The organism is Streptomyces sp. NPDC001156, from assembly GCF_053598275.1.
In genome coordinates, this window is the sequence record NZ_JBSFJX010000050.1 from 1 (window position 1) to 25,389 (window position 25,389).

Here is a 25,389-nt window from a genome sequence, read left to right on the forward strand (position 1 = left end):
CCACGACATCCCGTCCCCCTACCCAACGACCCCCGGCCGCGAAGGTCACGCATTCGGCAGACAAACTCCCGTTCCCATCGACCGGAAACCCGCCCGCACGCCCGGCTGCCGACGCGAGCACTCACTCACGCTCACCAAAGCGCACTCCAGCACGGTCAATCGGCAGCAGTTGCGAACCCCTGTCACGGTGGCGGTGGTGCCGCTGGCCGCCGCGCTGTACGTGGTGACCAGTACGACGTGGAGCGCGGTCGAGCGGACGGTGCTGTACCGCTGGGCGCGGGCGACGACGGTCCAGTCCGTGAACGGGGTATTGCAGACTGGACGGCTACCTTGGAGGATCGACCAGTCCTCCGATGGCTGCGTCCCCTGCCGCACTCAGGCCGTACCCATCGACCGGGCTGCCCGCGATCGAGGAGATGGGGATCATGAAGCTGCTGCGAGTCGGTACGGCGGGGGCGGAGCGGCCCGCGCTGCTCGACGCCGACGGGATCCTGCGGGACCTGTCGGGTCTCGTCCCGGACATCGACGGTCCGCTGCTCGCCGACGAGGCGGCGCTGAGCCGGATCCGGACTGCCGCCGAGGAGGGCGGGCTGCCGGAACTGGACGCCGCCGGGTTGCGTATCGGACCGCCGCTCGCCCGCATCGGCAAGATCGTCTGCATCGGCCTGAACTACCACGATCACGCGCGCGAGACCGGCGCGGAGCCGCCCGCCGAGCCGGTCATCTTCTTCAAGGCGGCGGACACGGTCGTCGGGCCCGACGACACCGTGCTCGTGCCGCGTGGGTCCGCCAAGACCGACTGGGAGGTCGAACTCGCGGTCGTCATCGGACGCACGGCCCGCTATCTGGAGTCGCACGAGGAGGCGCTCGCGCATGTCGCCGGATACGCGGTGGCGCACGACGTCTCCGAGCGCGAGTTCCAGATCGAGCGTGGCGGGACCTGGGACAAGGGGAAGAACTGCGAGACGTTCAACCCGTTCGGGCCGTGGCTGGTGACCGCCGACGAGGTGGCGGACCCGCAGGACCTGGCGCTGAAGCTCTGGGTCAACGGTGAGCTGAAGCAGAACGGGACCACGGCGGAGCAGATCTTCCCGGTCGCCGAAGTCGTGCGGTACGTCAGCCAGTTCATGGCGCTGTACCCGGGGGACGTCATCAACACCGGTACGCCGGCGGGAGTCGCGCTCGGGCAGCCCGACCCGAAGCCGTACCTTCGGGCCGGGGACGTGGTGGAGCTGGAAATTTCGGGGTTGGGGCGGCAGCGGCAGGAACTCAAGAATGCGTGAGCGCTCCGCTGGGGGTGGGGGGATTGCGTCCTTCCCCGCGGCCCCTGTTGGGCGTGACGGCCCGGGGGTTGCGGGGGGTTTGACGGGTGCGGGGCGCCGGGGGGTGTTTGCGCAGTTCCCCGCGCCCCTTTCGGGGCGCGGGGATTGGGGGCTGCGCGTGTGCGCGGCTGCGGGTTGTCGGGGGTGATTGCGTAGTTCCCCGCACCCCTATTGGGGCGCGGTCCTGTGGTGGGGACTGCGCGTGTGTGGCGGCCGCGGGCCGGCGAGGGTTGATCACGCAGTTCCCCGCGCCCCTTTCGGGGCGCGGGGATTGGGGGGTCGTGCGTGTGTGGCCGCTGACCGTTGTCGGTGGTTGAGCGCAGTTCCTCGCGCCCCTTTCGAGGCGGACTAGCCCCAATGCCGTGTAGATAGGCGTGGGGCCCGGGTGCGTCGAGTCGACCGCAAGAGGACGGAGCTCCTGCTAGAACCGTGTCGACCAAGATCACTGTTCGGCGGGAGCTCCGTTGGGTGCCCAGTCTGTCATCTCTCGTGAGGTTGTCGTTGCTGCGGGGGCTTTCGCACCCGGCCATCTGGGCGAGCTGACCCGGCTTGTCCCGTTCGAGATGGTCGACGAGGCGTTGACGCAGACGGGCAGGGTGCAGGAACGGGTGCGGGATCTGCCGTCCCGGGTGGTGGTGTATCTGCTGCTGGCCGGGTGTCTGTTCCCCGGACTGGGCTGGCGGCAGGTGTGGCAGCGGCTGACGGCGGGCCTGGAAGGGCTGGCAGTCGCGGACCCGACGGGCGGTGCGCTGGCGCAGGCCCGCAGGCGGGTGGGGGCCGAGCCGCTGCGCTGGCTGTTCGACCTGCTGCGTGGCCCGGCCGCCGGGATCGGCACCGCCGGCGTGTGGTGGCGCGGGCTGCTGGTCTGCGCGATCGACGGCACGACAATGGCGGTGCCCGACAGCCCGGCGAATCTGGCCGAGTTCACCAAGCACCGCTGCAACAACGGCGGTTCGGGATATCCGGCGTTGCGGCTGCTGGTACTGGTGTCCTGCGGCACTCGCACGGTCATCGACGCGGTGTTCGGACCGACCACTGACGGCGAGACGACGTATGCACCGCGCCTGCTCCGCAGCCTGCGCGAGGGCATGATTGTGTTGCTGGACCGGAACTTCGCCGCCCAAACGCTGGTAACCGCCATGGCCAAGACCGGCGCGCACGTGCTGGTCCGAGTGAAGAACGGCCGCCGACTGCCTGTGCTGGGCCGCTGTGGTGACGGCTCCTACCTGTCGGCGATCGGCGCCGTCCCCGTGCGTGTGATCGACTTCGAGATCACCATCACCACGGTCACAGGCCGCCGCACCGGCCTCTACCGGCTCGTCACCACCCTGACCGACCACCGAACCCACTCCGCCGCCGAACTGATCACGCTGTACCACCAGCGCTGGGAAATCGAAACCGCCTACCTGGAGATCAAGTCCACCATCCTGGGCAGCCGCGTCCTGCGCGCCCGCACCCCTTCTGGCATCACCCAGGAGACCTACACACTGCTGGTCACCTACCAACTCCTGCGCCTGGCCATGGCCGACGCCACCAGCACCTGCCCCGACATCGACCCCGACCGGGCCAGCTTCACCATCGCCCTGAACACCGCCCGCGACCTGGTCATCCAAGCCGCGGGTGTCATCGCCGGCTCTGTCATCGACCTCGTCGGCACCATCGGCCGCCGCGTCCTGGCAGACCTCATGCCCGACCGGCGCATCCGCAGCCGACCCCGCGTCGTCAATCGCGCGATCTCCAAGTACAACGCCAAAGGCACCATCGACCGGACCAGCTACAAGGCCACCATCAGCATCGACATCCTGAGCGCACCAGGACCTTGACACCCAGCCCGGCCGCCTATCTACACGGCATTGGGACTAGCCCTCCGTCCTGAAGCGCTCCAGCGCCTCCACCACCATGGCGTGGTCCTGCAGTTGGGGTAGGCCGGAGACCACAACCGTGCCGATCACGCCTGCGCCCTCGACCGTGATCGGGAACGCGCCGCCGTGTGCCGCGTACACGTCGGGGTCGAGGCGGGAGGACTCCTCGAACGTCGTGCCCTTGGCGCGGAAGCGGGTGCCGACCAGCAGGGACGAGCAGCCGTAGCGCTCTACGACGCGGCGCTTGCGGTCGATCCAGGCGTCGTTGTCCGGCGTCGAGCCGGGCAGTGCCGCGTGGAAGAGCTGCTGGCCGCCGCGGCGGATGTCGATGGCGACCGGGGCCTTGCGTGCCCGGGCCAGCTCCACCAGCAGCGTGCCCAGGGCCCATGCGTCGTCGTACGTGAAGCGGGAGAGCGTCAGGCGGCGCTCCTGCTCCTCGAGTTCCGCGATCTCGGGTGCGGTCGTGGTCACAGCTTCACCGCCACACCCTCGCGGGCCGAGCGTCGGGCCGCCTCGAGGACGTCCAGGGCCGCGGCCGCCTCGAGCGCGGTGACCGGGTTGGGGCCGCCCTCGCGTACGGCCTTCGCGATGGCCGCGTAGTACGCCGGGTAGTCGCCGGGGACGGTCGGCACGGGGTTGCCGCCGCCGGTGAGCGGGGACTCGCCGGCACCGATGCGGCCCCACAGGGGCTCGGGTTCCTGACCCCAGCCGGTGCCGGGGCGCAGGCCTTCGCGCAGGGCCGCCTCCTGCGGGTCCAGGCCGTACTTGACGTATCCCGCGCTGGAGCCCAGCACCCGGAAGCGCGGGCCGAGCTGGGCCGTGGTCGCGGAGACGTACAGGTGGGAGCGGACGCCGTTGGTGTGGGTGAGCGCGATGAACGTGTCATCGTCTGTCTCAGCGCCGGGGCGGCGGATGTCCGCCTCGGTGTAGACGGAGGCAGCGGGGCCGAAGAGGACCAGTGCCTGGTCGACCACATGGCTGCCGAGGTCGTAGAGCAGACCTCCGATCTCTGCCGGGTCACCGGACTCACGCCAGCCGCCCTTGGGCTGGGGGCGCCAGCGCTCGAAGCGGGACTCGAAGCGCCAGACGTCGCCGAGTTCGCCCTCGGACAGGAGCTTGCGGAGGGTCAGGAAGTCGTTGTCCCAGCGGCGGTTCTGGAAGACGGAGAGCAGCACGCCGCGCTTCTCGGCCAGCGCCGCCAATCCGCGCGCCTCGGCCGCCGTGCCCGCGATCGGCTTGTCGACCACGACCGGCAGGCCCGCCTCCAGGGCGGCCGTCGCGATCGGGACGTGCGTCTTGTTCGGGGAGGCGACGACGATCAGGTCGAGTTCGCCGGCGCGGGGCCACAGTTCGTCGGCCGTGGCGGCGATGCGCACGCCGGGGTGCTCGGCGCGGGCCTGCTCCTGCCGCTCCGGGTTCGAGGTTACGACCGTGTCGAGGACGAGGCCCTCGGTGGCGGCGATCAGCGGGGCGTGGAAGACGGAGCCCGCGAGGCCGTAGCCCACGAGGCCCACGCGGAGGGGGGTGTCGGTACCAGGGGCTGTGCCAGTCATGGGCACTACTTTCGCAACGCTGTTGCCAAAGTGCAAGCGCGAGAGAGAATGGCTGGGTGAACAGGACGTATGCGGGAGCCGGAGGAGGCAGGCGTGGGGTCGCGGGGACCGTGGCGGGTGGAGTGAACCTGCCGGCGCTGCGCAGCCACAACACGGCCCTCGTGCTGGATCTGCTGCGCACGGCGGGGGAGAGCGGGATCAGCCGTCTGGAGCTCGCGGAGCGCACCGGGCTGACCCCGCAGGCCGTCAGCAAGATCACGGCCCGGCTGCGTGCGGACGGACTCGTGGCCGAGGCGGGCCGCCGCGCCTCCACCGGGGGCAAACCGCGGACCGTGCTGCGGCTGGTGCCCGGAGCCGGGTACGCCGTGGGCCTGCATCTGGATCGGGACGAACTGCGGGCGGTGCTGTGCGACCTCACGGGCGCGGTGGTCGCCGAGCGCCGGGCCCCGCTGGACCTGGGCGCAGGAGCGCAGGCCGTGGTGGAGAGCGCGGCCCGGGAGGTGGAGGCGCTGCGAGCACAGGGCGCGGCGGTGCGTGCCGCCCGGGAAGCGGGGGCGGGACCGGAGTCCGACGAGGAGCCGGGGGCGCCCGCCGGCACGGGCGGTTCCGTGCCTGTGCTCGGGGTCGGCGTCGCGCTTCCCGGTCCCCTGGACCATCTGCACGGCGTGCTGCATCGCGTCACCGGGTTCCCCGAGTGGGACGGGTTCCCGCTGCGGGACGCGCTGGCGCGGCGGCTCGCGATGCCCGTGGTCGTGGACAAGGACACCAACGCCGCCGCGCTCGGGCTCGCGCTCGGGCTCGTGCTCGGCGGGGCGGATGGGGACGCCCACGCGTCGTTCGCCTATCTGCACCTCGGGACCGGGCTCGGCGCCGGCCTCGTCATCGGCGGGACCGTGCACCGGGGGGCCCGAACCGGGGCAGGGGAGTTCGGGCACCAGGTGATCCAGCTCGACGGGCCGTCGTGCGGCTGCGGCGACCGCGGGTGCGTCGAGGCGCTGTGCCTCGCCGCCGTCGGACGCGGAGACCTGGCCGAGGCGGCGCGCGTCCTCGGCGCGGGCGCCGCGAACCTGGTGGGGCTGCTCGACATCGACCTGGTGCTGCTCGGCGGGCGTACCGTCGCCGCCGATCCGGATGCCTTCGTACGGGGAGTGGGCGCCGTCCTCGACGCCCGCGCCCGGCGCGAGGGCTCGGCCGCGGCCGTCCCCGTGCGCCTCGCACCCGGCGGGGCGCGGGGCGTCGCGGAGGGCGCGGCCCAGCTGCTGCTCGCGCCGCTGTTCGGCCGGGCGGAGGACTGACTCCCGGGCGCGGGCGCCCGCCCGTGCCGATGTCCGACCGTCCCGCGCCCGCACCGGTGTCCAGTCGCGCCGCGCCTGCGCCGATGTCCGCGCCGGTGTCCAGCCGCGCCGCGCGCGCCGGTGCCCGGCCGTCCAGCGCCCTCGCCACTGTCCGCCCGCACCGATGTCCGCGCCGCCCCCCGCCCGCGCCGATGCCCGGCCGCTGCGCTGATCGAGGGGACTTGGCCGGTGGGCTGAGGCCGGTCGGGCGTGGCGTGCTTCAGGGGCCGCCGTCCATGGCCGGTCATGCTTCCATGCGACTGTCCAGACGCTCCCGACTGTCCCTGGTGGCGCTCTCCACGCTCGCCGCCGGCGCCCTCCTCCCGCCCGCGCTCGCCGTTGCGTACCCCGCCGACCAGCAGGCCACCTGCACCGCTTCGGCCGGCGGCTCCTTCCCGCTCGCCACCAGCATCAAGGGCGGCCCCGACCGGTACGAGCCCGGTGGTGCCGCGCAGACCTGGTTCATCGACCTCAAGAACACGACCAGGCAGGTCTGCGGCGCGATCCACCCGGTGCTGGTCCTGGTGGACACCAAGCGGGCGCTGACGGTCACCCAGCCCCAACTGGAGTTCTTCGACGGTGACCGCCCGCACCGGGTCACCTTCCGGCGCACCGACCGGGCCGAACTGGTCGGCGTCTTCGACGACGGCTTCCCCGGTTTCAGCATCGAGCCGGGCCGGACGCTCACCGTCAAGGTCCGGCTCGCGATCGGCTCCGGCGCAGGCGCGAACGACGTCGTGGCGAACGCCGCGATCGTGCAGCGCCACGGGAACGACGGGGACTGGGTGGGCGAGTCCAACGACTACCGGTTCCGGATCGTGGGGGCGGCCGGTGCCGGCACGGACCCGCCACGGAAGACGGCGTCGCCCACCGCGGGGCGCAGTCACGGCGCGGAGGAACTGGCCTCCACCGGGCCGCGGCAAGGGCGCGGGCTGAGGGGGGTCCTCAAAGGGCTGCTGCTCATGGCGGGCGGAGTCATCGTCGCGGGCCTGCCCATCCTGCTGTTCCGCAGGCGCCGCTGAGCCACCCGGCGCGCAGCCCCTCGACCCGGCGCCCCGGATTCGTCTGCGACGATCAACCCGTGGACTACCCGAACGACCAGGACCCCGGAGCCCCCGTCCGCTCCGGCATCCCCGAGCACGGCCGCATCCCGAAGTACTACGCGGTGAAGGCACAGATCGCGGCACTCGTCGCGGAGTTGGGCGAGGGCGGGCTGCTGCCCACCGAACGCGATCTGTCCGAGCGGTACGACGTGGCACGCGAGACCGTGCGGCAGGCACTGCGCGACCTGCTGCTGGAGGGGAGGCTGCGCCGTCAGGGCAGGGGCACGGTGGTCGCCGGGCCCAAGCTGGAGCAGCCGCTGTCCCTGGCCAGCTACACCGAGGGCGTCCGCAGACAGGGGCGCACCCCTGGCCGAAGCCTCATCACGCTCGACCGTTTTCCCTGCAACGACACCCTCGCCGCCGAGAGCGGACTGACCCGGGGCGAACCGGTCTGGCACATGGAGCGTGTGCTGCTCGCCGACGACGAACGAGTCGGCTTGGAGAGCACCTATGTGGCGGTGGCGCGGGTCCCGCGGCTCGACATCGACTTCGACCCCGACTCCTCCTTCTACGGCTACCTGCACGAGCAGGGCATCGGCTTCGGCGACGCCGACGAGCGCATCGAGACGGTGCTCGCCGCCCCGCGCGAGGCCCTTCTCATCGGGACCCCGCCGGCCCTGCCGATGCTGCTGATCCACCGTGTCTCCCGGGACACCGCGGGGCGGCCGCTGGAGCGGGTGCGGACGCTGTACCGGGGGGACCGGTTCTCCTTCTCGGCGCATCTCGGAGGCTGAGGGCGGCGGTCGGGGCGGGCCGGGTGCCCGCCCTTTTCGCATTGCTTTGCGTCGCATGCCCACTGTATTTCATCACGGAAAGATAACGGGTCTAGCCCAAACTTGAGGGTCGGTTCACCATCTGGTTGCCAGGAGGATCCTTTCGATTTCCCGATTCCAAGGAGCGTGACCGACGTGAGAGTGACAGTCGTCGGAGGCGGCGTGGTGGGCACCATGCACGCCTGGCAAGCAGTGGAACGCGGCCATGAGGTCGTACAGATCGAGCGGGAGGCCGAGGCCCGCGGCGCCTCGTTGCGCAACTTCGGTCAGGTCTGGGTGAGTGGCCGGGCGGGCGGCGAGGAGCTGGAAACGGCTCTGCGCGCCCGGGAGCTGTGGGAGGAGATCGGCGCCCGCGTGCCCGCGCTCGGCTTCCGCGCCAACGGCTCGCTGACCCTCGTCCGCACCGGCCGTGAACTGGCCGTCGCCGAGGCCGCCCTGGCCCGTGCGGACGCGGCCGCGCGCGGCTACAAGCTGCTGTCCGCGACCGAGGCGCGGGCCGTGAACCCGGCCCTGCGCGGCACCTACGAAGCGGCTCTGTACTGCGAGCGGGACGCCGCCGTCGAGCCCCGTACCGCCCAGCTCGCCCTGCGCGAGGCGCTGAAGAAGTCCCCGAACTACACCTTCCTGCCGGGTCGTGAGGTCCGCGAGGTCACTGGCCCCGGCACGGTCCGCGACGACCACGGGGACGTACACCGCGCCGACGCGGTCGTGCTGTGCACGGGCGCCTGGCTCGGCGGCCTGGTCAAGGAACTGGCGCCCGACCTGCCCGTGCGCCGCGTACGGCTGCAGATGATGCAGACCGCCCCGCTCGGCGAGCCCCTCCCCACCTCGGTCGCCGATGGGGACAGCTTCCGCTACTACCCGGCCTACCGGAGCGAGGCCCTCGACGGCCTCGAAGCCGAGGAGCCGCAGACGCCGACCGCCGCCGCCCACCGTATGCAACTGCTGATGGTGCAGCGTGCCGACGGCGGACTGACCATCGGCGACACCCACGAGTACGAGCACCCCTTCGCCTTCGACACGCTCGAGGACCCCTACGACCACCTCACCGAGGTCGTCGAGGGATTCCTCGGCCGGCCGCTGCCGAAGATCCGCCGCCGCTGGGCGGGGGTGTACGCGCAGTGCACCGACACCACACGCGTCGTGCACCGACAGCAGGTGCGCGACCGGGTGTGGCTGGTCACCGGGCCCGGTGGGCGCGGAATGACCTGCGCGCCCGCCATCGCCGAGACCACCGCGAACGAATTGAGCTGGTGATTCACCTCATGACCGACATACGTCTCGTCGTGCTCGACATGGCCGGCACCACTGTCGCCGACGGCGGTCTCGTCGAGCGCGCCTTCGCCGCGGCCGCCGCCGAACTCGGCGTACGGCCCGACTCCGCCGACCACGCCGAGAAACTGGCCTATGTACGCGCCACCATGGGCGAGTCCAAGATCTCCGTTTTCCGGCATCTGTTCGCCGACGAGAGCCTCGCCCAGCGCGGCAACGCCGTCTTCGAGAAGGCGTACGGGGACCTGGTCGACGAAGGGCTCATCTCCGAGGTGCCCGGGGCCCGCGCCGCCGTCGAGCAACTGCGGGCCGACGGGCTGACCGTCGTGCTCACCACCGGGTTCGCCCGGGTCACCCAGGACGCGATCCTCGACGCCCTCGGCTGGCGGGATCTGGTGCCGCTCACCCTGTGCCCGGCGGACGCCGGAGGCCGCGGCCGGCCCTACCCCGACATGGTCCTCGAGGCCTTCGTGCGGACCCGGACGGCCGAGGACGTCCGGCAGGTCGCGGTCGTGGGGGACACCTCCTACGACATGCTCAGCGGGGTGCGCGCCGGGGCGGGACTGGTGGCCGGAGTGCTCACCGGCGCCCACGACGGCACGGCGTTGCGCGCCGCCGGCGCCACGCATGTGCTCGGCTCGGTGGCCGAACTCCCGGCTCTGCTGAGTGGAGTCGGCGCGGCATGACCGGTATTCGCTTCGACCGGGTGTCGGTCGCGTACGGCGGGACCACCGTCCTGGACGGTCTCGACCTCACCGCTGAACCGGGCGAGGTCATGGCCCTGCTCGGGCCCTCGGGCTCGGGCAAGACGACCGCGCTGCGGGCGGTCGCCGGGTTTGTGCGCCCGTCCTCCGGGCGGGTGTTCCTCGGCGGACGCGACGTGACCGGGCTGCCGCCGCACCGGCGTGGCATTGGGATGGTCGTCCAGCAGTACGCGCTCTTCCCGCACATGCGGGTCGAGGAGAACGTGGCGTTCGGGCTCAAGGCGCAGAAGGCGCCCCGGCGGGAGATCCCCGGCCGGGTCGCCGAGGCCCTGGAGATGACCGGCATGGGCGAGTACGCCCGCCGGTACCCGCGCGAGCTGTCCGGCGGGCAGCAGCAGCGGGTCGCGATCGCGCGGGCGCTCGCCGTACGCCCCGGCGTGCTCCTCCTCGACGAGCCGCTGTCCGCGCTGGACGCCCGGCTGCGCTCCGGGATGCTCGCGGAGCTGGCCCGGCTGCACCGGGAGCTGCCCGACGTGACGATCCTCTACGTCACGCACGACCAGGTCGAAGCGCTGACGCTGGCGGACCGGATCGCGGTCATGGACCGCGCCCGGCTGCAGGACGTCGGCACACCGCAGGAGCTGTACCGGGCGCCGCGCACCGAGTTCACGGCGTCCTTCGTCGGGAACGCGAACCTGCTGCCGGTGACCGTGGGGGCGCAGGGAGTCGCCTTCGGCGGCGTCGACCTGCAGGTGGACACGCAGGGGGCGGCCAAGGGGGCCGCGGCGACCCTGTGCGTACGACCGCACCTCGTCCGGCTCGGGCCGGGACCCAATCGGCTCGCCGGAGTCCTCGGCGAGATCCAGTGGCGCGGCGCCACCCACCGCCTGTACGTGGACGTGGCGGGCCACCGGGTCATGGCCGATGTCGGGGAGCTGCGGCGCCCGCCCGCGCCGGGGGAGACGGTCGAGGTGCACTTCGCGCCCGAGGACGGCGTGCTGCTGGCCGCAGGGGTGAGCCGTGACTAGGCGTCTGGCCTGGGCACTTCCTCCCGCGGTCCTGCTCGCCACCGCGTTCCTCTACCCCCTGTCCCTGGTGGTCCGGCAGTCCTTCCAGCCGGACACCGGGGGCACCTCCCTCAAGCCGTACGCGGACGCCTTCGCCTCCGTGGCGTTCCGCGAGGCCCTGTGGACCACCGTCTGGCTGGCGCTCGCCGCCACCGCCTGCTGTCTGGTCCTCGGGTTCTTCCTCGCGCTGGTGATCGCCTTCGTCCCGTTCCCCGGGGCGAAGGCGGTCGCCCGGTTCGTCGACGTCTTCCTGTCCTTCCCTTCCTTCCTCATCACGCTCGCCCTGCTGTTCCTCTACGGCAGCGTGGGCATGGCCAACGGGCTGTGGAGCGAGGTGACCGGTGCGGCCTCGGGGCCTTTCCAGTTCCTCACCACGCCCTGGGGTGTCCTCCTCGCCGAGGTCACCTACTTCACGCCGTTCGTAATGCGGCCCCTCCTCGCCGCGTTCTCGCAGCTCGACACCGCGCAGGTGGAGGTCGCGGCGTCGCTCGGGGCGCGGCCCGCGCGGATCGTGCGGCGGGTGATCCTGCCCGAGGCGCTGCCCGCACTCACGGCCGGCGGAGGACTCGTCCTCGTGCTCTGCCTCAACGAGTTCGGCATCGTGTTGTTCACCGGCGCCAAGGGTGTCACCACGCTGCCCATGCTCGTCTACAGCAAGGCGATCCTGGAGTCCGACTACCCGGGCGCCTGTGTCGTCGCTGTCGTCAACGTCCTTGTCTCCGTGGGCCTCTTCGCCCTCTACCGGGTGGTGAGCCGCCGTGCTGGTGCATAGCCGCACAGGGAAGTGGGCCCTGTGGACCTGCTTCCTCGTCCTCTTCCTCCCGCTCTTCGCGCTGCCGCTGCTCGTCATCCTGGCCGCCTCGTTCGCCGGTCACTGGTCGGGGGCGCTGCCGTCCGGCTACACGACCGCGCACTACACCGCGGCCACGCACGGGGACTCGCTCCAAGCGCTCATCACCAGCCTGGTCACCGCGGTCACCGCCAGCCTGCTCGCGCTCGCCGTCGGCACCTGGGGCGCGATCGGTGCGCACGCCCTGCCGAAGCCTCTGAAGCGGGTGATGGACGCGCTGTTCGTACTCCCGGTCGCCGTGCCCTCGGTGGTGGTCGGGCTCGCGGTCCTCGTCGCCTTCTCGCAGCCGCCCGTGCTGCTCAACGGCACCCGCTGGATCGTGATCCTCGCGCACACCGTCCTCGTCACGGCCTTCGCGTACCAGTCGGTCTCCGCGGCCGTCCTCCGCCTCGACCCCGCCTACGAGCAGGCCGCGGCCTCCCTGGGGGCCCGTCCCGGCTATGTGCTGTGGCGGGTCCGGCTCCCGCTGCTGCTGCCATCCCTCACGGCCGCGGCCGGCCTCTGCTTCGCCCTGTCCATGGGCGAGTTGAGCGCCACGATGATGCTCTATCCGCCCGACTGGGCTCCGCTTCCGGTGCAGATCTACGCCGCCACCGACCGGGGCTCGCTGTTCACCGGCTCCGCCCTCGCCGTCGTCCTCATGACGGCCACCCTCCTCGTCCTGTTCGCCGTGGCCCGGATCCGTACCCGGGCCGCCTACCGCTGACCACTCGCTCCACCCCGACTCTCCCGTCCACGCAAGGAGTTCATCCCGTCATGCCCAGAAACCACATCAAGCCGATCGCCGCCGTCCTCGGCAGCCTCGTCCTCGCCGGTTCCCTCACCGCCTGCGGTGGCGACTCCTCCGCCGCCGACGCCAAGACCGTCACCGTCTACAGCGCGGACGGCCTCAAGGGCGAGAACAACGACGGCTGGTACGACCGCGTCTTCAAGGACTTCGAGAAGCAGACCGGAATCAAGGTCAAGTACGTCGAGGGCGGCTCGGGCGAGGTGGTGCAGCGCGCCCTGCGCGAGCGCAGCAACCCCCAGGCCGACGTGCTCGTGACCCTGCCCCCGTTCATCCAGCAGGCCGACGGCAAGGGGCTCCTGGCCAAGTACGCGCCGCAGGGCTCCGACCAGGTCTCCGGCCCCGACAAGGCGGCCGACGGCACTTGGACCTCCGTCGTCAACAACTACTTCGGGTTCGTCTACAACAAGAAGGAGCTGAAGCAGGCCCCCACCACCTGGGAGGAGCTGCTCGACGCGAAGTACAAGAACAAGCTGCAGTACTCCACCCCCGGTGTCGCCGGCGACGGAACCGCCGTACTGGTCAAGGCGATGCACGACTTCGGCGACAAGCAGGCGGCGCTCGACTACCTGAAGAAGCTCCAGGCCAACAACGTCGGCCCGTCGGCGTCGACCGGCAAGCTCGCGCCCAAGATCGACAAGGGCGAACTGCTCGTCGCCAACGGTGACGTCCAGATGAACTACGCCCAGTCCAAGAGCATGCCGAACCTCGGCATCTGGTTCCCGGCCAAGCAGGGCGGTAAGGCGACCACCTTCGCCCTGCCGTACGCGGCCGCTCTCCTGAACAAGGCCCCGCAGAGCGAGAACGGGAAGAAGCTGCTCGACTTCATGCTCGGCCGCACTGCGCAGCAGCAGGTCAGCGAGATCGGCGGCGGCTTCAGCGCCCGTACGGACGTCAAGGCCACCGACGCCAACGCCATCGCCCTCACCAAGCTGATGGACGGCGTCGAGGTCTTCGAGCCGGACTGGAACGACATCGACAAGAACCTTCAGACGTACGTCGACGACTGGAAGTCCGCCACGAACAGCTGATCGCTACGCTGGGACTCACGCAGCACCACGTAGGGCAGGAGATGGCACATGGCAGAGCGCAAGCCCATCGAGTCGTGGCTCACCGACATGGACGGTGTGCTCATCCACGAGGGTGTTCCGATCCCCGGTGCCGATGCCTTCCTGAAAAAGCTGCGTGAGTCCGGCAAGCCGTTCCTGGTGCTCACGAACAACTCCATCTACACCCCGCGTGATCTGCACGCCCGGCTGCGCCGAATGGGTCTGGAGGTGCCGGTCGAGAACATCTGGACCTCGGCGCTGGCCACCGCCCAGTTCCTGGACGACCAGCGCCCCGGCGGCTCGGCCTACGTCATCGGCGAGGCCGGGCTGACCACCGCGCTCCACGACATCGGCTACATCCTGACCGACCAGGAACCCGACTACGTCGTCCTGGGCGAGACCCGCACCTACTCCTTCGAGGCCATGACCAAGGCGGTCCGGCTGATCAAGGGCGGCGCCCGGTTCATCGGTACCAACCCCGACGAGACCGGCCCGTCCCCCGAGGGCCCGCTGCCCGCCACCGGCGCGGTCGCCGCGCTGATTACCAAGGCGAGCGGGAAGAAGCCGTACTTCGCGGGCAAACCGAACCCGTTGATGATGCGGACCGGGCTCAACACGATCGGGGCGCACTCCGAGACCAGCGCGATGATCGGCGACCGGATGGACACCGACGTACTGGCCGGAATGGAGGCCGGCATGCAGACGTTCCTGGTGCTCACCGGGCTGACCACGCCGGAGCAGATCGACAGGTTCCCGTTCCGCCCCTCCCACATCGTGAACTCCATCGCGGACCTCGTCGACCTCGCCTGACACCCCTGGCGGGCGGCGACGAGAGCCGCGTCCGAGGCCCGCTCGGCACAGGTCCCCCGGCACCCGGACGGAGTAGCCGGGGGTCCCGTCCGGATGCGCCGGAGTGCCTGAAAGGGGAATCTCCTGGTATCGGGAGGTTTCACGATGGGTTCACTACGGCTCACTCTGTGTGCTGGGGCCGCTGTCGCGACCGCCCTCGTTCCGATGGCGTACGCGGCGGACCAGCAGGGCGTCTGGATGACCCCTGCCTCCCCCGCGCCCGGCACCGACATCCAACTGGCCGTACGGGGTTGCCCCGGTGCGACCGGCACCGCCACATCGGACGCGTTCGTCGCGGATGCGCGGCTCGTCGGCGAGGACGGCCTGCTGACCGGTGACACCCGGGTCCGCACCGCGCTGGCGCCCGGCACCTACTCCGTCACCGTCGGCTGCGACGACCAGGAGGTCAAGGGCATGATCAGCGTCGCCGAACCGACGGCGACGGCGCCGTCCGCCCAGCCTTCCCCGAGCGGCTCCGCCTCCGCCATCCCGGCGGTCCCGCCCTCCGCCCCCTCCTCGCCGATCGCCCCGGTGCACGCGGGCGGCGGCGGTACGGCGCGCGGCTCGTCCGCCGACGCCCGGGTCGCGGGGCCCGGCGCCCTGCACGCGATCATCGGCCTCGTCCTCGCCGGCGTCGCGTGCGCCGCGGTCGTGGCCCGTAGTGCCCGCCGGGGCAGAGGCGCGGAGTGAGCCATGTCGGTACATGAACGTTCCTCCGTCACCGGACGCATGCTGATGGGCGTCGCCTGGGTGGTCCTGCTGCTGGGGCTGTGGCAGTGGGGCCGTGACGTCACCGACGTACGCCAGGGGATCTTCGCGCCGATGACCGGCGACATGGCCGCCGTCGGCCGACCCCCGCAGCCCGAACTGCCGCCTGCCGCGGAGCCGTTGCAGCGGGCGGTGCCATTGCGTGTCGACATCCCCGACCTCGGGGTGCAGGCACCGGTCGTGCCGCGCGGGCTGGACGGGCAGGGAGCGCCGGATGCGCCGCCCTACGACCAGTCGGGCGTCGTCGCCTGGTACCAGGCCGGGGTGGCGCCCGGCGCCGCCGGGACCGCGCTGTTCGTCGGACACCTGGACACCGACACCAAGCCGGCCGTCTTCTACGGGCTGAGCGGTCTGCGACCGGGAGCCAAGGTCCGGGTGTCCCGCGACGACGGGCAGATCGCGGAGTTCACCGTCGAGGACGTCAAGGTCCTGGCCCGCGAGGGCTTCGACGCCCGGCAGGCGTACGGGACACGCGAGGCGGGCCGGGCCGAGCTGCGGCTGGTGACCTGCGGCGGCACCTATGACCCGGTGAGCCGTACCTACTCGGCGAACGTGGTGGTGTCTGCGTACCTGACGGGCACCGGCCGGTGACATCCGCCCTCAGCGGGGCCGGTCGCCTCCGTCGACAAGGCGCCCCCTCGCGCCACCCGCCGTGTCCCCCGACTCGCGTGCGCCGGCGACCCTTGGCCTCCTGAGCTCTACGGCGTCCCACCGTCCGGGGCGGTTGCTGCGGTCAGTCGGGTGCGGATGCCGAGGAAGTGCTCCCTTATGGCCTTCTCCGCTTGTGCGGAATCCCCGGACCGCACGGCGTCGAGGATCTCCCGGTGCTGCCGGCAGGTGACCTTCGGGTCCCGCGGCCGGTCCACCAGATCCGTGCGGACACGGTGGAACGCGTCCCAGAAGGCCTCCAGCACCTCGCCCAGCAGGGTGTTGCCCAGCCCTCGGTAGAGGGTGGCGTGAAAGGCGCGGTCGGTCTCGGCGAGGTCGGCCCCTTCTGCGGCCTGCTGCTCCATGCGGTCCACGAGCGCGCCCAGTTCGACGAGATCGCGCTCCGGCAGCCGGCCGGCCAGGCGCGAGACCAGACCCGACTCCATCGCCTCGCGCAGTTCGAGGAGCTGCAGCAGGCTGTCCTCGCCGCGGTGGTGCCCGGCGACCGTGCGGAAGGCGAGGCCCTCGATCATCGGGGCCAGGGACATCGGGCCGACGTAGGTGCCGAAACCATGCCGGATCTCTACGATGCCCATCGCCTGGAGCGCCTTCAGAGCCTCGCGCACGGAGTTCCGGCTGGCGCCGAGCAGCGCCATCAGTTCGGACTCGGTGGGCATCGTCGCACCCGGGGGCAGCCGGCGGTCGACGATGAGCCTCTTGATCCGCTCCTGCAGGTCGCGTGCCATGGCCAGAGGGTAGCGGGGCGCCTCGGGGTGTTCGCCGGGCGCGAACGGACACGAAAAAGCCCCCCGCTCTCGCGAGAGGCCTTCCGGTCGTGCGCCGCCAGGGACTCGAACCCCGGACCCGCTGATTAAGAGTCAGCTGCTCTAACCAACTGAGCTAGCGGCGCCTGCTGACCTGGAGAACTCTACCCGACACCACGGGGTGCTCCGGACCACGGACGGCTCATGACGGCCTCCGTCCGGCGGGTGCCCGTACCGCCGGAGGAACGGAACGCCCGCAACATTCGGGCCGTCATCCCACGATTCCGCCGTCCAGTTAGTGAAACTGACATACATGCAGAAAACAGTACAAATCCTCCAAGGTGGCGACAGTGAGGGTGAAGGACGCGGCATGCGGACTCCGGTGTTCGAGGAATTCGATCCGGCGTCCGGCTGCGACTGCCCCGGCTGTGTTCACCGGCGCCGCGCTTTCCTCCCGGCATGTCGCACCGGGCGCTCCGGCCGTGTGACGTCCCGCACGACGATCGTGCTGGCCGCCGCGGTGGCCGCGGTGCTCGGTGCGGGCCAGGTGGCACCGGCTGTGGCGACCACCCACGCGCCGCCCCGCCCGGGTGCCCCCCGTGGCGACCAGCCGCCGGACACCCCGCAGGGATACACGGCTCCGCTGAACGGCCCCGCCGGGGCGCCTGCCGCCGCCGTCGCGCCCGCGACGACCCGTGCCCAGATCGTCAACCGGGCCAAGCAATGGGTCGCGGCCGGGGTGCCGTACAGCATGGACGACTACTGGTCGGACGGTTACCGGCAGGACTGCTCCGGCTTCGTCTCGATGGCCTGGAACCTCGGCACCAACGAATGGACCGGCAGCCTGGACAAGTTCGGCGTCCGCATCACCAAGGAGCAGTTGGAGCCGGGCGACATCCTCCTCTTCCACAACGTCGACGACCCCGAACGCGGGTCGCACGTGGTGATCTTCGGCGGCTGGACGGACTACACGCACACGCAGTACACGGCCTACGAGGAGACCCCGCCGAAGGCCCGGAAGCAGGCCACCCCCTATGCGTACTGGTCCAATTCAGACCGTTATGTCCCCTACCGCTACAAGAACGTCACCGAGAGCAAGGCCGGCCTCGGGGACAAGGACCTGCCGCTGACCGACGACGATCCGGCCACGGTGGACGGCTACGCGGGCGCCCTGTCCGGAGCGGGCGCGGTCGCGGGGCCGGGCGCGACGGCCTGGTCCATGGCACAGAAGAAGGGCGAGGACATGCCGATGGCCGGGATCTCCGTGACCGCTGACGAACTGCGGGCCGCATCCCGGGCCTTGATGCCCGGCTTTCCCGGCCTGGGCATGTTCCGGCCGGGCGCACACAACCCGTATGTCACGCGGCTGGGCCGCCAGTTGATCAAAAAAGGGTTCGGCAGGCACTACACCGGCGGGCCCGGGCCGCACTGGGGCGAGCCGGACCGACGCAATGTCGAAGCGTTCCAGCGGGCCCAGGGCTGGGACGGTGCCGAGGCCGACGGCTACCCCGGGCCGGATACCTGGCGGCGCCTGTTCTCCTGACCTGGCCACCGGCCCTTTCCGAACTCCCTTTCCCGGTCCGTATTCCGCGCCCCGTCACCACACTCCGGGGCCAAGGCAAGGAGGCACGAATGAGCACCACATCGCAGCACCCGGATTCCGAAGAGGCGCCGGACGAAGCGGAAGCCCGGCAGGCCCGGCTCATCCACGGCGACTCGACCACCGACATCCCCGTTCACCTGCTGTTCCGTGAGGACCCCGACGCAGCGGTGCCGGTCAACACGACGGTGGTGGGGCGGCGGCTCGGCACCGGCGAACAGCCGAAGGTCCGTCCCTCGACCCCGCCTGGCCGGAAGCCGCCCGACCTCGACCCCGACCTGGTGGAGCGGCCCGCATGGGTGCTGCCGGGTGCGCTCGGTGTGCTGGTCGGTCTGGCCGGCGTGGCCGCCTGCGGGGTCATCTCGTGGTGGGTGGGCTTCGTGTCGCCGGCCGCGCTCAGCCTGCTGCAGCTTCCGGCGTCCCTCTCCGTCGGGGTGGGGCTGCCGCAACTGGCCGCGTACGTCGGCGCGGGGCTGCTCTTCCTCCTCGGCTTCGGCGGGCTCATGCGGGGCCACACCGGGCGTGCCTGGGTGCTCAGTGTGTTCGGGCGCTACCGGGGCACGATCCGCCGTACCGGCCTGGTGTGGGTCAATCCGCTGGTGCTGCGCACACGGGCCGATGTGCGGGTGCGGCACTGGCGCAGCGAGCCGATGCCCGCGGTGGACGCCAACGGGGTCGCGCTGCACGTGGTCCTGATGGTGACCTGGCTGGTCCGGGACACCGCGCGCGCCATGCTCGGCATCGACGACCACGAGGCCTATCTGCGGGAGTGCGTCGAGGCGGCGCTCGCCCGTGTGCTGCCGCAGGTGCCGGCCGACGTGCCCGGCAGTACGGCCATCGTGAGCCTGCGCAACGCGGAGGCGGTCGGCGACGTGCTGACCCGGCTGGTGGCCGCGGACGCGGAACCGGTCGGTCTTGAGGTGTTCGTGGTGCAGCCGACACGGATCGAGTACGCCCCCGAGGTCGCCGCCCGGATGCAGCGCCGACGTATCGCCGCGCTCGAGGCCCAGCACCGCGACACGGTGCTCAGCTCGGTCGTCGACTCGGTCGAGGACACGGTTGTCCGGCTGACGAGGCGGGGTCTGGTCGAACTCGACGACTACGAGCGCAAGGCGCTGGTGAAGGATCTGACGGTCGCGTTCTACACGGGGCGGACCGCGGACGGGGCGTGAAAGCCGCGCCGAATTGGTATGGACATGTTCAACACCCGGCAATAATCTGGGACTTGGTCTAGACCTGAACGCTGCGCGCACGGCTCAAGGAACTCCCCACATCCTCCAGGAGCAGCAGCATGCGCATCCATGCGACCAGGAAGGCGAAGTGGTACGCGGCCGTGGTCGGCCTCGCCACCGCCGGCGCGTTCGTACTGTCCACCGCCGGTGCCGACGCCCACGGCTACACCGACCAGCCCCTCAGCCGGCAGAAGATGTGCGCCGCGAACGGTGGCATCGTCACCGGTTGCGGCGACATCCAGTGGGAGCCGCAGAGCGTCGAGGGCCCGAAGGGCTTTCCCGCGGCCGGGCCGAACGACGGTCAGATGTGTTCGGCGAACCACACCAACTTCGGGGCGCTCGACCAGCCGAGGACACCCTCGGGCGCGGCCTGGCCGACCACCCGGGTGACAGGCGGTCAGGGCTACACCTTCCGCTGGCAGTTCACCGCCTCGCACGCGACGACCGACTTCAAGTACTACGTCACCAAGCAGGGCTGGAACCAGAACCACGCCCTGACCCGGGCCGACCTGAACAGCACCCCGTTCCTGACGGTCCCGTACAACGGTCAGCGTCCGCCGTCCACTCTTAGCCACAGCGGCACCCTGCCGACCGGGCTGAGCGGGCACCACGTCATCCTCGGCGTGTGGACGATCGCGGACACGGCCAACGCGTTCTACTCCTGCGCGGACGTCACGTTCTGACCGGAGTCCTGTCCCGGGTTCGTGCCGGGCGTGCCTTCTGAGCATTGCTTGAGGAGCACCGGCTCCCCGGGAGGGTACGTTCCACGCACGCCGTCATGACCATGACCGCGTGCGTGGAGTCGTACCGGACTCGGGGGAGAAGCGATGGATTTCCTGTTCTACGTGGTGCCGGGTCTGATCATGGCCATGGCGCTGGTCGCGGCGGCTCGGGTGATCCGCCGCTCGCTGCGGTTGCGGAGCAACTGGAACAGCGGCCTGACCGCCGAGGCGCGCTGTCTGCGGACGTACACGACCACCCGTCGCGATGAGGACTCCGTGACGACGACACTGCACCACGTGTACGAGTTCACCACCCGCGAAGGCCGTACCGTCCGTTTCGAGGAGGCGGGCGGCCCGGGGACGACGGTCGAGGGCGACGTCGTCCCCGTCCACTACACGGCGGCCCACCCGGAACACGCCACCGCCCACCCGCCTGCCCGGGCCAAGACCCTGGCGAGCGCGGTCGGCATCCTGGTCTTCCTCGGGGTGATCGTCGCGTTCTGCATCGGCTTCATGGTGACCTACACCGAGGTCTTCGCCGGCGACACCCCGTTCGCGGGAACGCCGTAGCGGAGGCGCGCGCACCCAGGCGGTTCGCCGTGGCGCGCGGCGGAGGGGTGTGGGTGGCGAAGCCCCCACCACGTGCGGCGCAGCCGCGCAAAAACAACGATGGCGAGCCCGGTTCGAGCTGTCCGCGCACTCGTCCCGCACAGGCACCGTGCGCTCACCGCAGCAGGGTCCGGATGGGGGTGTGGGTGGCGAAGCCCCCACCACGTGCGGCGCAGCCGCGCAAAAACAACGATGGCGAGCCCGGTTCGCGTTGTTCGCGAACACGACTCGCCATCGCCATCGTGCGCCGCCAGGGACTCGAACCCCGGACCCGCTGATTAAGAGTCAGCTGCTCTAACCAACTGAGCTAGCGGCGCAGACTCCGTCGCACTCCGCTCTCGCGTCGGCGACAAAAGAAATACTACCTGGTCTGCGGGGGTGCTTCTGACCATCCTCAGATGGCCAGCGAGAGAAGCACCGGGGCCGCTCCCTTGTTCAGCCGGTCCGCCGCCTGCCGCAGTCGGTGCACGTGCTCGACCGGCAGGGACAGTGCCAGACAGCCGACCGAGGAGCCCGCGGTGATCGGGACGGCCGCGCAGACCGTGCCCACCGCGTACTCCTGAAGATCGAGGACCGGGACCGTCGGCGGTTGGGCGTCCAGGCGGGACAGCAGGAGCTTCTCGCTGGTGATCGTGCGCGAGGTCAGCCGGGCCATCTTGTGCCGGGCGAGGTGGTCCCGGCGGCCGTTCAGGTCGAGCTGACCCAGCAGGCTCTTGCCGACCGCGCTCGCGTGGGCCGAGGAGCGGAAGTCCACCCACTCGTGCACCGCGGGTGTCGCCGGGCTTTCGGCGCACTGGGTGACCTGGATCTCACCGTCGATGTAGCGGCTGATGTAGACGGCGGCGCCGACCGAGTCGCGCAGCCGGCCGAGGGTGTGCTGAAGGTTCTCGCGCAGCGCCTGGTCGCGGCCGTGGGCGGAGCCCAGGCGGCTGAGCGCGGCGCCGGCGACGTAGGCGCCGTCGGCGGTCTGATCGACGTATCCCTCCCGACGCAGCATCCGCAGCAGCGCGGTCAGCCGCTGGGTGCCGAGGCCGCACTGGCGGGCGAGCTCGGAGTCGGTGACGCCGGTCGGGCGCCGCGCCACCGTCTCCAGGACGCGCAGCGCGTCCTGGGCCGAGTGGTGCGGGGCGGTCGGCTCATGGGTCAGCGCCACGATCTCCCCCTGCGCTTTTTGGGCCGTTCTCGGGACAGCTTGGCTGACTCCACGATAAGGCTCAAGGGTCGGCCGGGGAGCGGGTGTTCGCCAACTTCGCGGCGTGATCGGCCCTCCCAGCAGGGCCGCGCCACCTTGGCATATGCCAAGGTCATGAACCGTCCGCCGTGACCGGGGCCGGACCGCTGTCTTCACTCCTCGCGTTCACAGCACTGCGCTGAGGAATTCCCGCGTCCGCTCCTGTTCGGGCTCACTGAAGATCTTCTCCGGGGCGCCGGCCTCGATGACCCGGCCCGAGTCGAACATCATGACCCGGTCGGAGATGTCCCGGGCGAAGTTCATCTCGTGGGTCACACAGAGCATGGTGATGTCCGTGCTGCGGGCGATGTCACGGAGGACGTCGAGGACCCCGGCGACCAGCTCCGGGTCGAGCGCGGACGTCACCTCGTCGAGCAGCAGCACCTGCGGGCGCATCGCCAGGGCCCGGGCGATCGCGACCCGCTGCTGCTGGCCGCCGGAGAGCTGGCTCGGGAACTTGTCCAGGTGGTCACTGAGCCCGACCAGGTCGAGCAGCTCCCGGGCGCGCTGCTCCGCCTCGTCCTTGGACATGCCGAGGACGGTCACCGGGGCCTCGGTGATGTTCCGCAGCACCTTCATGTTCGGGAACAGGTTGAACTGCTGGAACACCATTCCGATGTTCTTGCGGATCTCCCGGACCTGCTTCTCGCCGGCCGGGAACAGCCGCTGCCCGGCGACCGTGATCGTGCCCTTGTCGGGCTTGGTCAGGGTCATCAGCAGTCGCAGGATCGTGGTCTTTCCGGAGCCCGAGGGGCCGATCAGCGTGACGTGCTTGCCCGCGTCGACCGAGAAGTCGAGCTCGTCGAGGACCGTGTGGTCGCCGAAGCACTTGGTGACCTTCTCGAAGCGGATCAGCTCGCCGGTGGCCGCCGGCGAGCCCGTGTGGGCGTCGGGTTGCTTCATCAGAGGGGTGTCAGCGGACAAGGCGTCGCTCCAGGGCTCGCAGGAGGAGGGAGGCGGGGTAGGAGATGAGGACGAAGGCCACACCGATGACGGTGAGCGGCTCGGTGAACTGGAAGTGCTGCTGCGAGAAGAGCCGCGCCTCACCGAGCATGTCGAGGACGGTGATCGCCATCAGCAGCGGTGTGTCCTTGAGCATCGAGATCACGTAGTTCCCGAGCGCCGGTACGACCCTTCGGATCGCCTGCGGCAGGATCACCACAGTCCAGGTGCGCCGCATGGACAGACTCAGCGCGGTCGCCGCCTCCCACTGGCCGGCCGGGACGGCTTCGATACCGGCCCGGTAGACCTGCATCGTGTACGTCGAGTAGTGCAGGCCGATCGCGATGACACCGGTGGTCAGCGCGGAGAAGGTGAGACCCCATTCGGGCAGCACATAGAACAGGAAGAACAGCTGCACCAGCAGCGGGGTGTCGCGGATGAACTCGGTGACGATCCCCACGGGCCAGCGCACCCACCGGCTCGGTGTGCGCATCAGCAGCGCCCATACGAGGCCCAGGGCGAACGAGATCAGCGAGCCGAGGGCCAGCGCCTGGAGGGTGACGAGCAGGCCGTCCCAGAAATGCGGCATGAAGTCGCGGACGGCACCCCAGTCCCACTTCACGAGACACCACCTCCGACGGGCTCAGGGATGGACACCCGGGGCTGCGGCACCTTTCCGACCCCGGCCTTGAGGCGGCGCTCGAGCCTGCGCATCAGCCGGGTGAGCAGGAAGGCGATCACGAAGTAGATGAGCAGGATGTATGTGTAGATCTGCGCGCTCTCCTGCAGTGCGAGCCGCACCAGGTTGCCGCTGAACGCCAGGTCACCCATGCCCATCACGGAGACCAGCGCGGTGCCCTTGAGCAGCTCGACCAGCAGGTTGGAGAACGGCGGGATCATCTCCGGCACGGCCTGCGGAAGCAGGATCTTGCGCAGCCGCTGCCAGGGCGTGAAGCTCAGTGCGATCCCGCCTTCGCGCTGCGCCGGGTCGACGGAGTTGAGGGCGCCACGCACGATCTCGGCGCCGTACGCCCCGTAGGTCAGTCCGAGGGCGAGCGTGCCCGCCCACAGCGGCACCAGCTGCCAGCCGAAGGCGAGCGGCAGCACGAAGAACACCCAGAAGATCATGATCAGGGCGGATGTGCCGCGGAACACCTCGGTGTAGAAACCGGCGAGGAAGCGGACGATCCACCGACGGTGGGTGCGTGCGATGCCGACGGCGAAGGAGACGCCCGTCGCGAGCAGCGCGCTGAGCACGAGCAGCTGGACGGTGGTCCATACGCCCTTCAGTACGAGTTCCCAGAGTCCCGATGTCATCCGCGGCACAGCTCCTTCGCGGTCATGTCGGTCATCTCGGCCTTGGTGAAACCGAACGGGCGCAGGATGCGGAAGAGCTCGCCGCTCGCCTTCATCTTCTTCAGCTCGGCGTTGAAGGCGTCCCGCAGGCCCGTCTCGGTGGGCCGGAAGGCGAAGCCGCCGCCGTCGATGTGCGGCTTGCCCTTGACGAGAGGCGCGAAGGGCTTCGTGGCTTCCGCCTTGCGGGAATTCTTGACGACCTCACGGGTGGTGAGCGCGGTGCCGGCGAACACATCGGCACGCCCGGCCTCCACCGCGTTCAGCCCGGCGACCTGGTCGGGGACGATCAGGATGTCGCTTTCCTTGCAGCCGGCCTCGACGGCGTACTGGATCTCGGCGTACCCGGTGCCGGTGGCGAATTTCGCCTTCTTCGCGACGACGTCCTGGTAGGAGTGCAGACCCTTCGGATTCCCCTTGCTCACGATGAAGGAGTCGAGCATCTGGTAGTCGGGGTCGGCGAAGATGACCTGCTGACAGCGGTCCGCATTGATGTACATCCCGGCCGAGACGACATCGAACTGCTGTGAGTTCAGTCCGGGTATCAGCGAGCCGAACTCGGTCGGCACGGGCTGAACGCGGTCGACGCCGAGGCGTTTGAAGATGACCTTGGCCAGCTCCGGGGCCTCGCCGGTGAGGTCGCCGTTCTTGTCGATGTAACCGAAGGGGATCTCACCGGCGATGCCGAGGCGAACGACGCCCTGGGCCTTGAGCTGGCTGAGCAGATCACCGCCGGGCGTGGTCGAGGCCGCGGCCACCCGGCTGCAGCCGGCGGCGCCCAGCGCACCGAGCGCGGCGACGCCGGCCAGCAGCGACCGTCTGGTGGTTCCGGTTTTCCCTGGGTCATTCGTCCGTGGTGGAGCCATGGACGCGCCGCTACCCGAGACCGAGCGATGTATTCAGGCCCCTTTCGGCCCCGCGCTTCGCCTGGCTGCCCCGCCCGGACGGCGTCGTTCCGCTCCATCGCCGCACTGTCCTGCCACGATGCCGGCCTG

General features: G+C 70.7%; 26 protein-coding genes and 2 tRNA genes. 18 read left to right on the forward strand and 10 right to left on the reverse strand.

The window, feature by feature from the left end:
• Window positions 1–425: 425 nt before the first annotated feature.
• Window positions 426–1,283, forward strand: coding sequence for a fumarylacetoacetate hydrolase family protein (locus ACWDA7_RS23255; RefSeq protein WP_450606138.1), 858 nt, complete (start codon window positions 426–428; stop codon window positions 1,281–1,283).
• A gap of 503 nt (window positions 1,284–1,786) precedes the next feature.
• Window positions 1,787–3,145 (forward strand): IS4 family transposase, encoded by a 1,359-nt coding sequence (locus ACWDA7_RS23260; protein ID WP_450606139.1) that lies wholly within the window; start codon window positions 1,787–1,789, stop codon window positions 3,143–3,145.
• 36 nt (window positions 3,146–3,181) lie between these two features.
• Here the strand turns inward: ACWDA7_RS23260 and ACWDA7_RS23265 are convergent, their stop codons facing one another.
• Entirely contained in the window at window positions 3,182–3,655 is a 474-nt protein-coding gene (locus ACWDA7_RS23265) for a heme-degrading domain-containing protein (RefSeq protein WP_450606140.1), read from the reverse strand.
• The gene (locus ACWDA7_RS23270) at window positions 3,652–4,737 is read right to left on the reverse strand and encodes a Gfo/Idh/MocA family oxidoreductase (RefSeq protein ID WP_450606141.1); all 1,086 of its coding nucleotides are present in this window, start codon (window positions 4,735–4,737) and stop codon (window positions 3,652–3,654) included. Before ACWDA7_RS23270 ends, ACWDA7_RS23265 begins: the two co-directional genes overlap by 4 nt.
• A 56-nt stretch (window positions 4,738–4,793) precedes the next feature.
• Here ACWDA7_RS23270 and ACWDA7_RS23275 point away from each other — a divergent pair, with 56 nt between their 5' ends.
• From ACWDA7_RS23275 to ACWDA7_RS23330, 12 genes are all read left to right on the forward strand, one after another.
• The gene (locus ACWDA7_RS23275) at window positions 4,794–6,032 is read left to right on the forward strand and encodes an ROK family transcriptional regulator (RefSeq protein ID WP_450606142.1); all 1,239 of its coding nucleotides are present in this window, start codon (window positions 4,794–4,796) and stop codon (window positions 6,030–6,032) included.
• Between the two features lie 293 nt (window positions 6,033–6,325).
• Window positions 6,326–7,093, forward strand: coding sequence for a hypothetical protein (locus ACWDA7_RS23280; protein WP_450606143.1), 768 nt, complete (start codon window positions 6,326–6,328; stop codon window positions 7,091–7,093).
• Between the two features lie 59 nt (window positions 7,094–7,152).
• Window positions 7,153–7,908, forward strand: a complete 756-nt coding sequence (locus ACWDA7_RS23285; protein ID WP_450606144.1) for a GntR family transcriptional regulator — start codon at window positions 7,153–7,155, stop codon at window positions 7,906–7,908.
• Window positions 7,909–8,082: 174 nt separating this feature from the next.
• Complete coding sequence (locus tag ACWDA7_RS23290; RefSeq protein ID WP_450606145.1) at window positions 8,083–9,204, forward strand: TIGR03364 family FAD-dependent oxidoreductase; 1,122 nt, start codon at window positions 8,083–8,085, stop codon at window positions 9,202–9,204.
• Window positions 9,205–9,212: 8 nt separating this feature from the next.
• Window positions 9,213–9,905, forward strand: a complete 693-nt coding sequence (locus ACWDA7_RS23295) for a phosphonatase-like hydrolase (protein WP_450606146.1) — start codon at window positions 9,213–9,215, stop codon at window positions 9,903–9,905.
• Window positions 9,902–10,951: an ABC transporter ATP-binding protein gene (locus ACWDA7_RS23300; protein WP_359391566.1), complete on the forward strand. Its 1,050-nt coding sequence runs from the start codon at window positions 9,902–9,904 to the stop codon at window positions 10,949–10,951. Before ACWDA7_RS23295 ends, ACWDA7_RS23300 begins: the two co-directional genes overlap by 4 nt.
• On the forward strand, window positions 10,944–11,762 hold the full coding sequence (locus tag ACWDA7_RS23305) for a 2-aminoethylphosphonate ABC transporter permease subunit (protein WP_450606147.1): 819 nt from the start codon (window positions 10,944–10,946) through the stop codon (window positions 11,760–11,762). The genes ACWDA7_RS23300 and ACWDA7_RS23305 overlap by 8 nt, the downstream gene beginning before the upstream one ends.
• Window positions 11,749–12,546, forward strand: coding sequence for an ABC transporter permease (locus tag ACWDA7_RS23310; protein WP_450606148.1), 798 nt, complete (start codon window positions 11,749–11,751; stop codon window positions 12,544–12,546). The genes ACWDA7_RS23305 and ACWDA7_RS23310 overlap by 14 nt, the downstream gene beginning before the upstream one ends.
• A gap of 50 nt (window positions 12,547–12,596) precedes the next feature.
• Entirely contained in the window at window positions 12,597–13,658 is a 1,062-nt protein-coding gene (locus ACWDA7_RS23315) for a 2-aminoethylphosphonate ABC transporter substrate-binding protein (protein WP_450606149.1), read from the forward strand.
• Window positions 13,659–13,706: 48 nt separating this feature from the next.
• Window positions 13,707–14,486 carry an HAD-IIA family hydrolase gene (locus ACWDA7_RS23320; RefSeq protein WP_359391562.1) on the forward strand — a complete coding sequence of 260 codons (780 nt, stop codon included), beginning with the start codon at window positions 13,707–13,709 and terminating at the stop codon, window positions 14,484–14,486.
• Window positions 14,487–14,690: 204 nt separating this feature from the next.
• Window positions 14,691–15,215 carry a hypothetical protein gene (locus ACWDA7_RS23325; RefSeq protein WP_450606150.1) on the forward strand — a complete coding sequence of 175 codons (525 nt, stop codon included), beginning with the start codon at window positions 14,691–14,693 and terminating at the stop codon, window positions 15,213–15,215.
• 3 nt (window positions 15,216–15,218) lie between these two features.
• Complete coding sequence (locus ACWDA7_RS23330) at window positions 15,219–15,884, forward strand: class F sortase (protein WP_450606151.1); 666 nt, start codon at window positions 15,219–15,221, stop codon at window positions 15,882–15,884.
• 107 nt (window positions 15,885–15,991) lie between these two features.
• Here ACWDA7_RS23330 and ACWDA7_RS23335 read toward each other — a convergent pair whose 3' ends face one another.
• Window positions 15,992–16,687 (reverse strand): FadR/GntR family transcriptional regulator, encoded by a 696-nt coding sequence (locus tag ACWDA7_RS23335; RefSeq protein ID WP_450606152.1) that lies wholly within the window; start codon window positions 16,685–16,687, stop codon window positions 15,992–15,994.
• 90 nt (window positions 16,688–16,777) lie between these two features.
• Window positions 16,778–16,851 (reverse strand) — tRNA-Lys (locus tag ACWDA7_RS23340).
• 224 nt (window positions 16,852–17,075) lie between these two features.
• On the opposite strand from ACWDA7_RS23340, the gene ACWDA7_RS23345 reads away from it, so the two are divergent.
• The 4 genes from ACWDA7_RS23345 to ACWDA7_RS23360 all read left to right on the forward strand — a co-directional run bounded on the left by ACWDA7_RS23345 (window position 17,076) and on the right by ACWDA7_RS23360 (window position 20,829).
• Complete coding sequence (locus tag ACWDA7_RS23345) at window positions 17,076–18,248, forward strand: peptidoglycan-binding protein (protein WP_450606153.1); 1,173 nt, start codon at window positions 17,076–17,078, stop codon at window positions 18,246–18,248.
• 89 nt (window positions 18,249–18,337) lie between these two features.
• Entirely contained in the window at window positions 18,338–19,477 is a 1,140-nt protein-coding gene (locus tag ACWDA7_RS23350; protein ID WP_450606154.1) for an SPFH domain-containing protein, read from the forward strand.
• A 119-nt stretch (window positions 19,478–19,596) separates the two neighbouring features.
• The gene (locus ACWDA7_RS23355; protein WP_450606155.1) at window positions 19,597–20,220 is read left to right on the forward strand and encodes a lytic polysaccharide monooxygenase auxiliary activity family 9 protein; all 624 of its coding nucleotides are present in this window, start codon (window positions 19,597–19,599) and stop codon (window positions 20,218–20,220) included.
• A 144-nt stretch (window positions 20,221–20,364) separates the two neighbouring features.
• On the forward strand, window positions 20,365–20,829 hold the full coding sequence (locus tag ACWDA7_RS23360; RefSeq protein WP_450606156.1) for a DUF3592 domain-containing protein: 465 nt from the start codon (window positions 20,365–20,367) through the stop codon (window positions 20,827–20,829).
• A gap of 282 nt (window positions 20,830–21,111) precedes the next feature.
• Here ACWDA7_RS23360 and ACWDA7_RS23365 read toward each other — a convergent pair.
• The 6 genes from ACWDA7_RS23365 to ehuB all read right to left on the reverse strand — a co-directional run bounded on the left by ACWDA7_RS23365 (window position 21,112) and on the right by ehuB (window position 25,260).
• Window positions 21,112–21,185 (reverse strand) — tRNA-Lys (locus ACWDA7_RS23365).
• Window positions 21,186–21,262: 77 nt separating this feature from the next.
• Entirely contained in the window at window positions 21,263–22,021 is a 759-nt protein-coding gene (locus tag ACWDA7_RS23370; protein WP_450606157.1) for an IclR family transcriptional regulator, read from the reverse strand.
• 204 nt (window positions 22,022–22,225) lie between these two features.
• The gene (gene ehuA / locus ACWDA7_RS23375) at window positions 22,226–23,002 is read right to left on the reverse strand and encodes an ectoine/hydroxyectoine ABC transporter ATP-binding protein EhuA (protein WP_450606158.1); all 777 of its coding nucleotides are present in this window, start codon (window positions 23,000–23,002) and stop codon (window positions 22,226–22,228) included.
• Between the two features lie 10 nt (window positions 23,003–23,012).
• On the reverse strand, window positions 23,013–23,663 hold the full coding sequence (gene ehuD, locus ACWDA7_RS23380; RefSeq protein WP_450606159.1) for an ectoine/hydroxyectoine ABC transporter permease subunit EhuD: 651 nt from the start codon (window positions 23,661–23,663) through the stop codon (window positions 23,013–23,015).
• The gene (gene ehuC / locus ACWDA7_RS23385; protein WP_450606160.1) at window positions 23,660–24,358 is read right to left on the reverse strand and encodes an ectoine/hydroxyectoine ABC transporter permease subunit EhuC; all 699 of its coding nucleotides are present in this window, start codon (window positions 24,356–24,358) and stop codon (window positions 23,660–23,662) included. Before ehuC ends, ehuD begins: the two co-directional genes overlap by 4 nt.
• Window positions 24,355–25,260: an ectoine/hydroxyectoine ABC transporter substrate-binding protein EhuB gene (gene ehuB, locus ACWDA7_RS23390; RefSeq protein ID WP_450606161.1), complete on the reverse strand. Its 906-nt coding sequence runs from the start codon at window positions 25,258–25,260 to the stop codon at window positions 24,355–24,357. The genes ehuC and ehuB overlap by 4 nt, the downstream gene beginning before the upstream one ends.
• Window positions 25,261–25,389: the final 129 nt, after the last annotated feature.

What these genes read in the sequence shown, in the direction of transcription:
- ACWDA7_RS23255 (WP_450606138.1), top strand. Translation starts at nt 426, where the DNA reads ATGAAGCTGCTGCGAGTCGGTACGGCGGGGGCGGAGCGGCCCGCGCTG.
- ACWDA7_RS23270 (WP_450606141.1), bottom strand. Translation starts at nt 4,737, where the DNA reads ATGACTGGCACAGCCCCTGGTACCGACACCCCCCTCCGCGTGGGCCTC.
- ACWDA7_RS23280 (WP_450606143.1), top strand. Translation starts at nt 6,326, where the DNA reads ATGCGACTGTCCAGACGCTCCCGACTGTCCCTGGTGGCGCTCTCCACG.
- ACWDA7_RS23295 (WP_450606146.1), top strand. Translation starts at nt 9,213, where the DNA reads ATGACCGACATACGTCTCGTCGTGCTCGACATGGCCGGCACCACTGTC.
- ACWDA7_RS23300 (WP_359391566.1), top strand. Translation starts at nt 9,902, where the DNA reads ATGACCGGTATTCGCTTCGACCGGGTGTCGGTCGCGTACGGCGGGACC.
- ACWDA7_RS23315 (WP_450606149.1), top strand. Translation starts at nt 12,597, where the DNA reads ATGCCCAGAAACCACATCAAGCCGATCGCCGCCGTCCTCGGCAGCCTC.
- ACWDA7_RS23320 (WP_359391562.1), top strand. Translation starts at nt 13,707, where the DNA reads ATGGCAGAGCGCAAGCCCATCGAGTCGTGGCTCACCGACATGGACGGT.
- ACWDA7_RS23325 (WP_450606150.1), top strand. Translation starts at nt 14,691, where the DNA reads ATGGCGTACGCGGCGGACCAGCAGGGCGTCTGGATGACCCCTGCCTCC.
- ACWDA7_RS23330 (WP_450606151.1), top strand. Translation starts at nt 15,219, where the DNA reads ATGTCGGTACATGAACGTTCCTCCGTCACCGGACGCATGCTGATGGGC.
- ACWDA7_RS23335 (WP_450606152.1), bottom strand. Translation starts at nt 16,687, where the DNA reads ATGGCACGCGACCTGCAGGAGCGGATCAAGAGGCTCATCGTCGACCGC.
- ACWDA7_RS23345 (WP_450606153.1), top strand. Translation starts at nt 17,076, where the DNA reads ATGCGGACTCCGGTGTTCGAGGAATTCGATCCGGCGTCCGGCTGCGAC.
- ACWDA7_RS23350 (WP_450606154.1), top strand. Translation starts at nt 18,338, where the DNA reads ATGAGCACCACATCGCAGCACCCGGATTCCGAAGAGGCGCCGGACGAA.
- ACWDA7_RS23355 (WP_450606155.1), top strand. Translation starts at nt 19,597, where the DNA reads ATGCGCATCCATGCGACCAGGAAGGCGAAGTGGTACGCGGCCGTGGTC.
- ACWDA7_RS23360 (WP_450606156.1), top strand. Translation starts at nt 20,365, where the DNA reads ATGGATTTCCTGTTCTACGTGGTGCCGGGTCTGATCATGGCCATGGCG.
- ehuA (WP_450606158.1), bottom strand. Translation starts at nt 23,002, where the DNA reads ATGAAGCAACCCGACGCCCACACGGGCTCGCCGGCGGCCACCGGCGAG.
- ehuC (WP_450606160.1), bottom strand. Translation starts at nt 24,358, where the DNA reads ATGACATCGGGACTCTGGGAACTCGTACTGAAGGGCGTATGGACCACC.
- ehuB (WP_450606161.1), bottom strand. Translation starts at nt 25,260, where the DNA reads ATGGCTCCACCACGGACGAATGACCCAGGGAAAACCGGAACCACCAGA.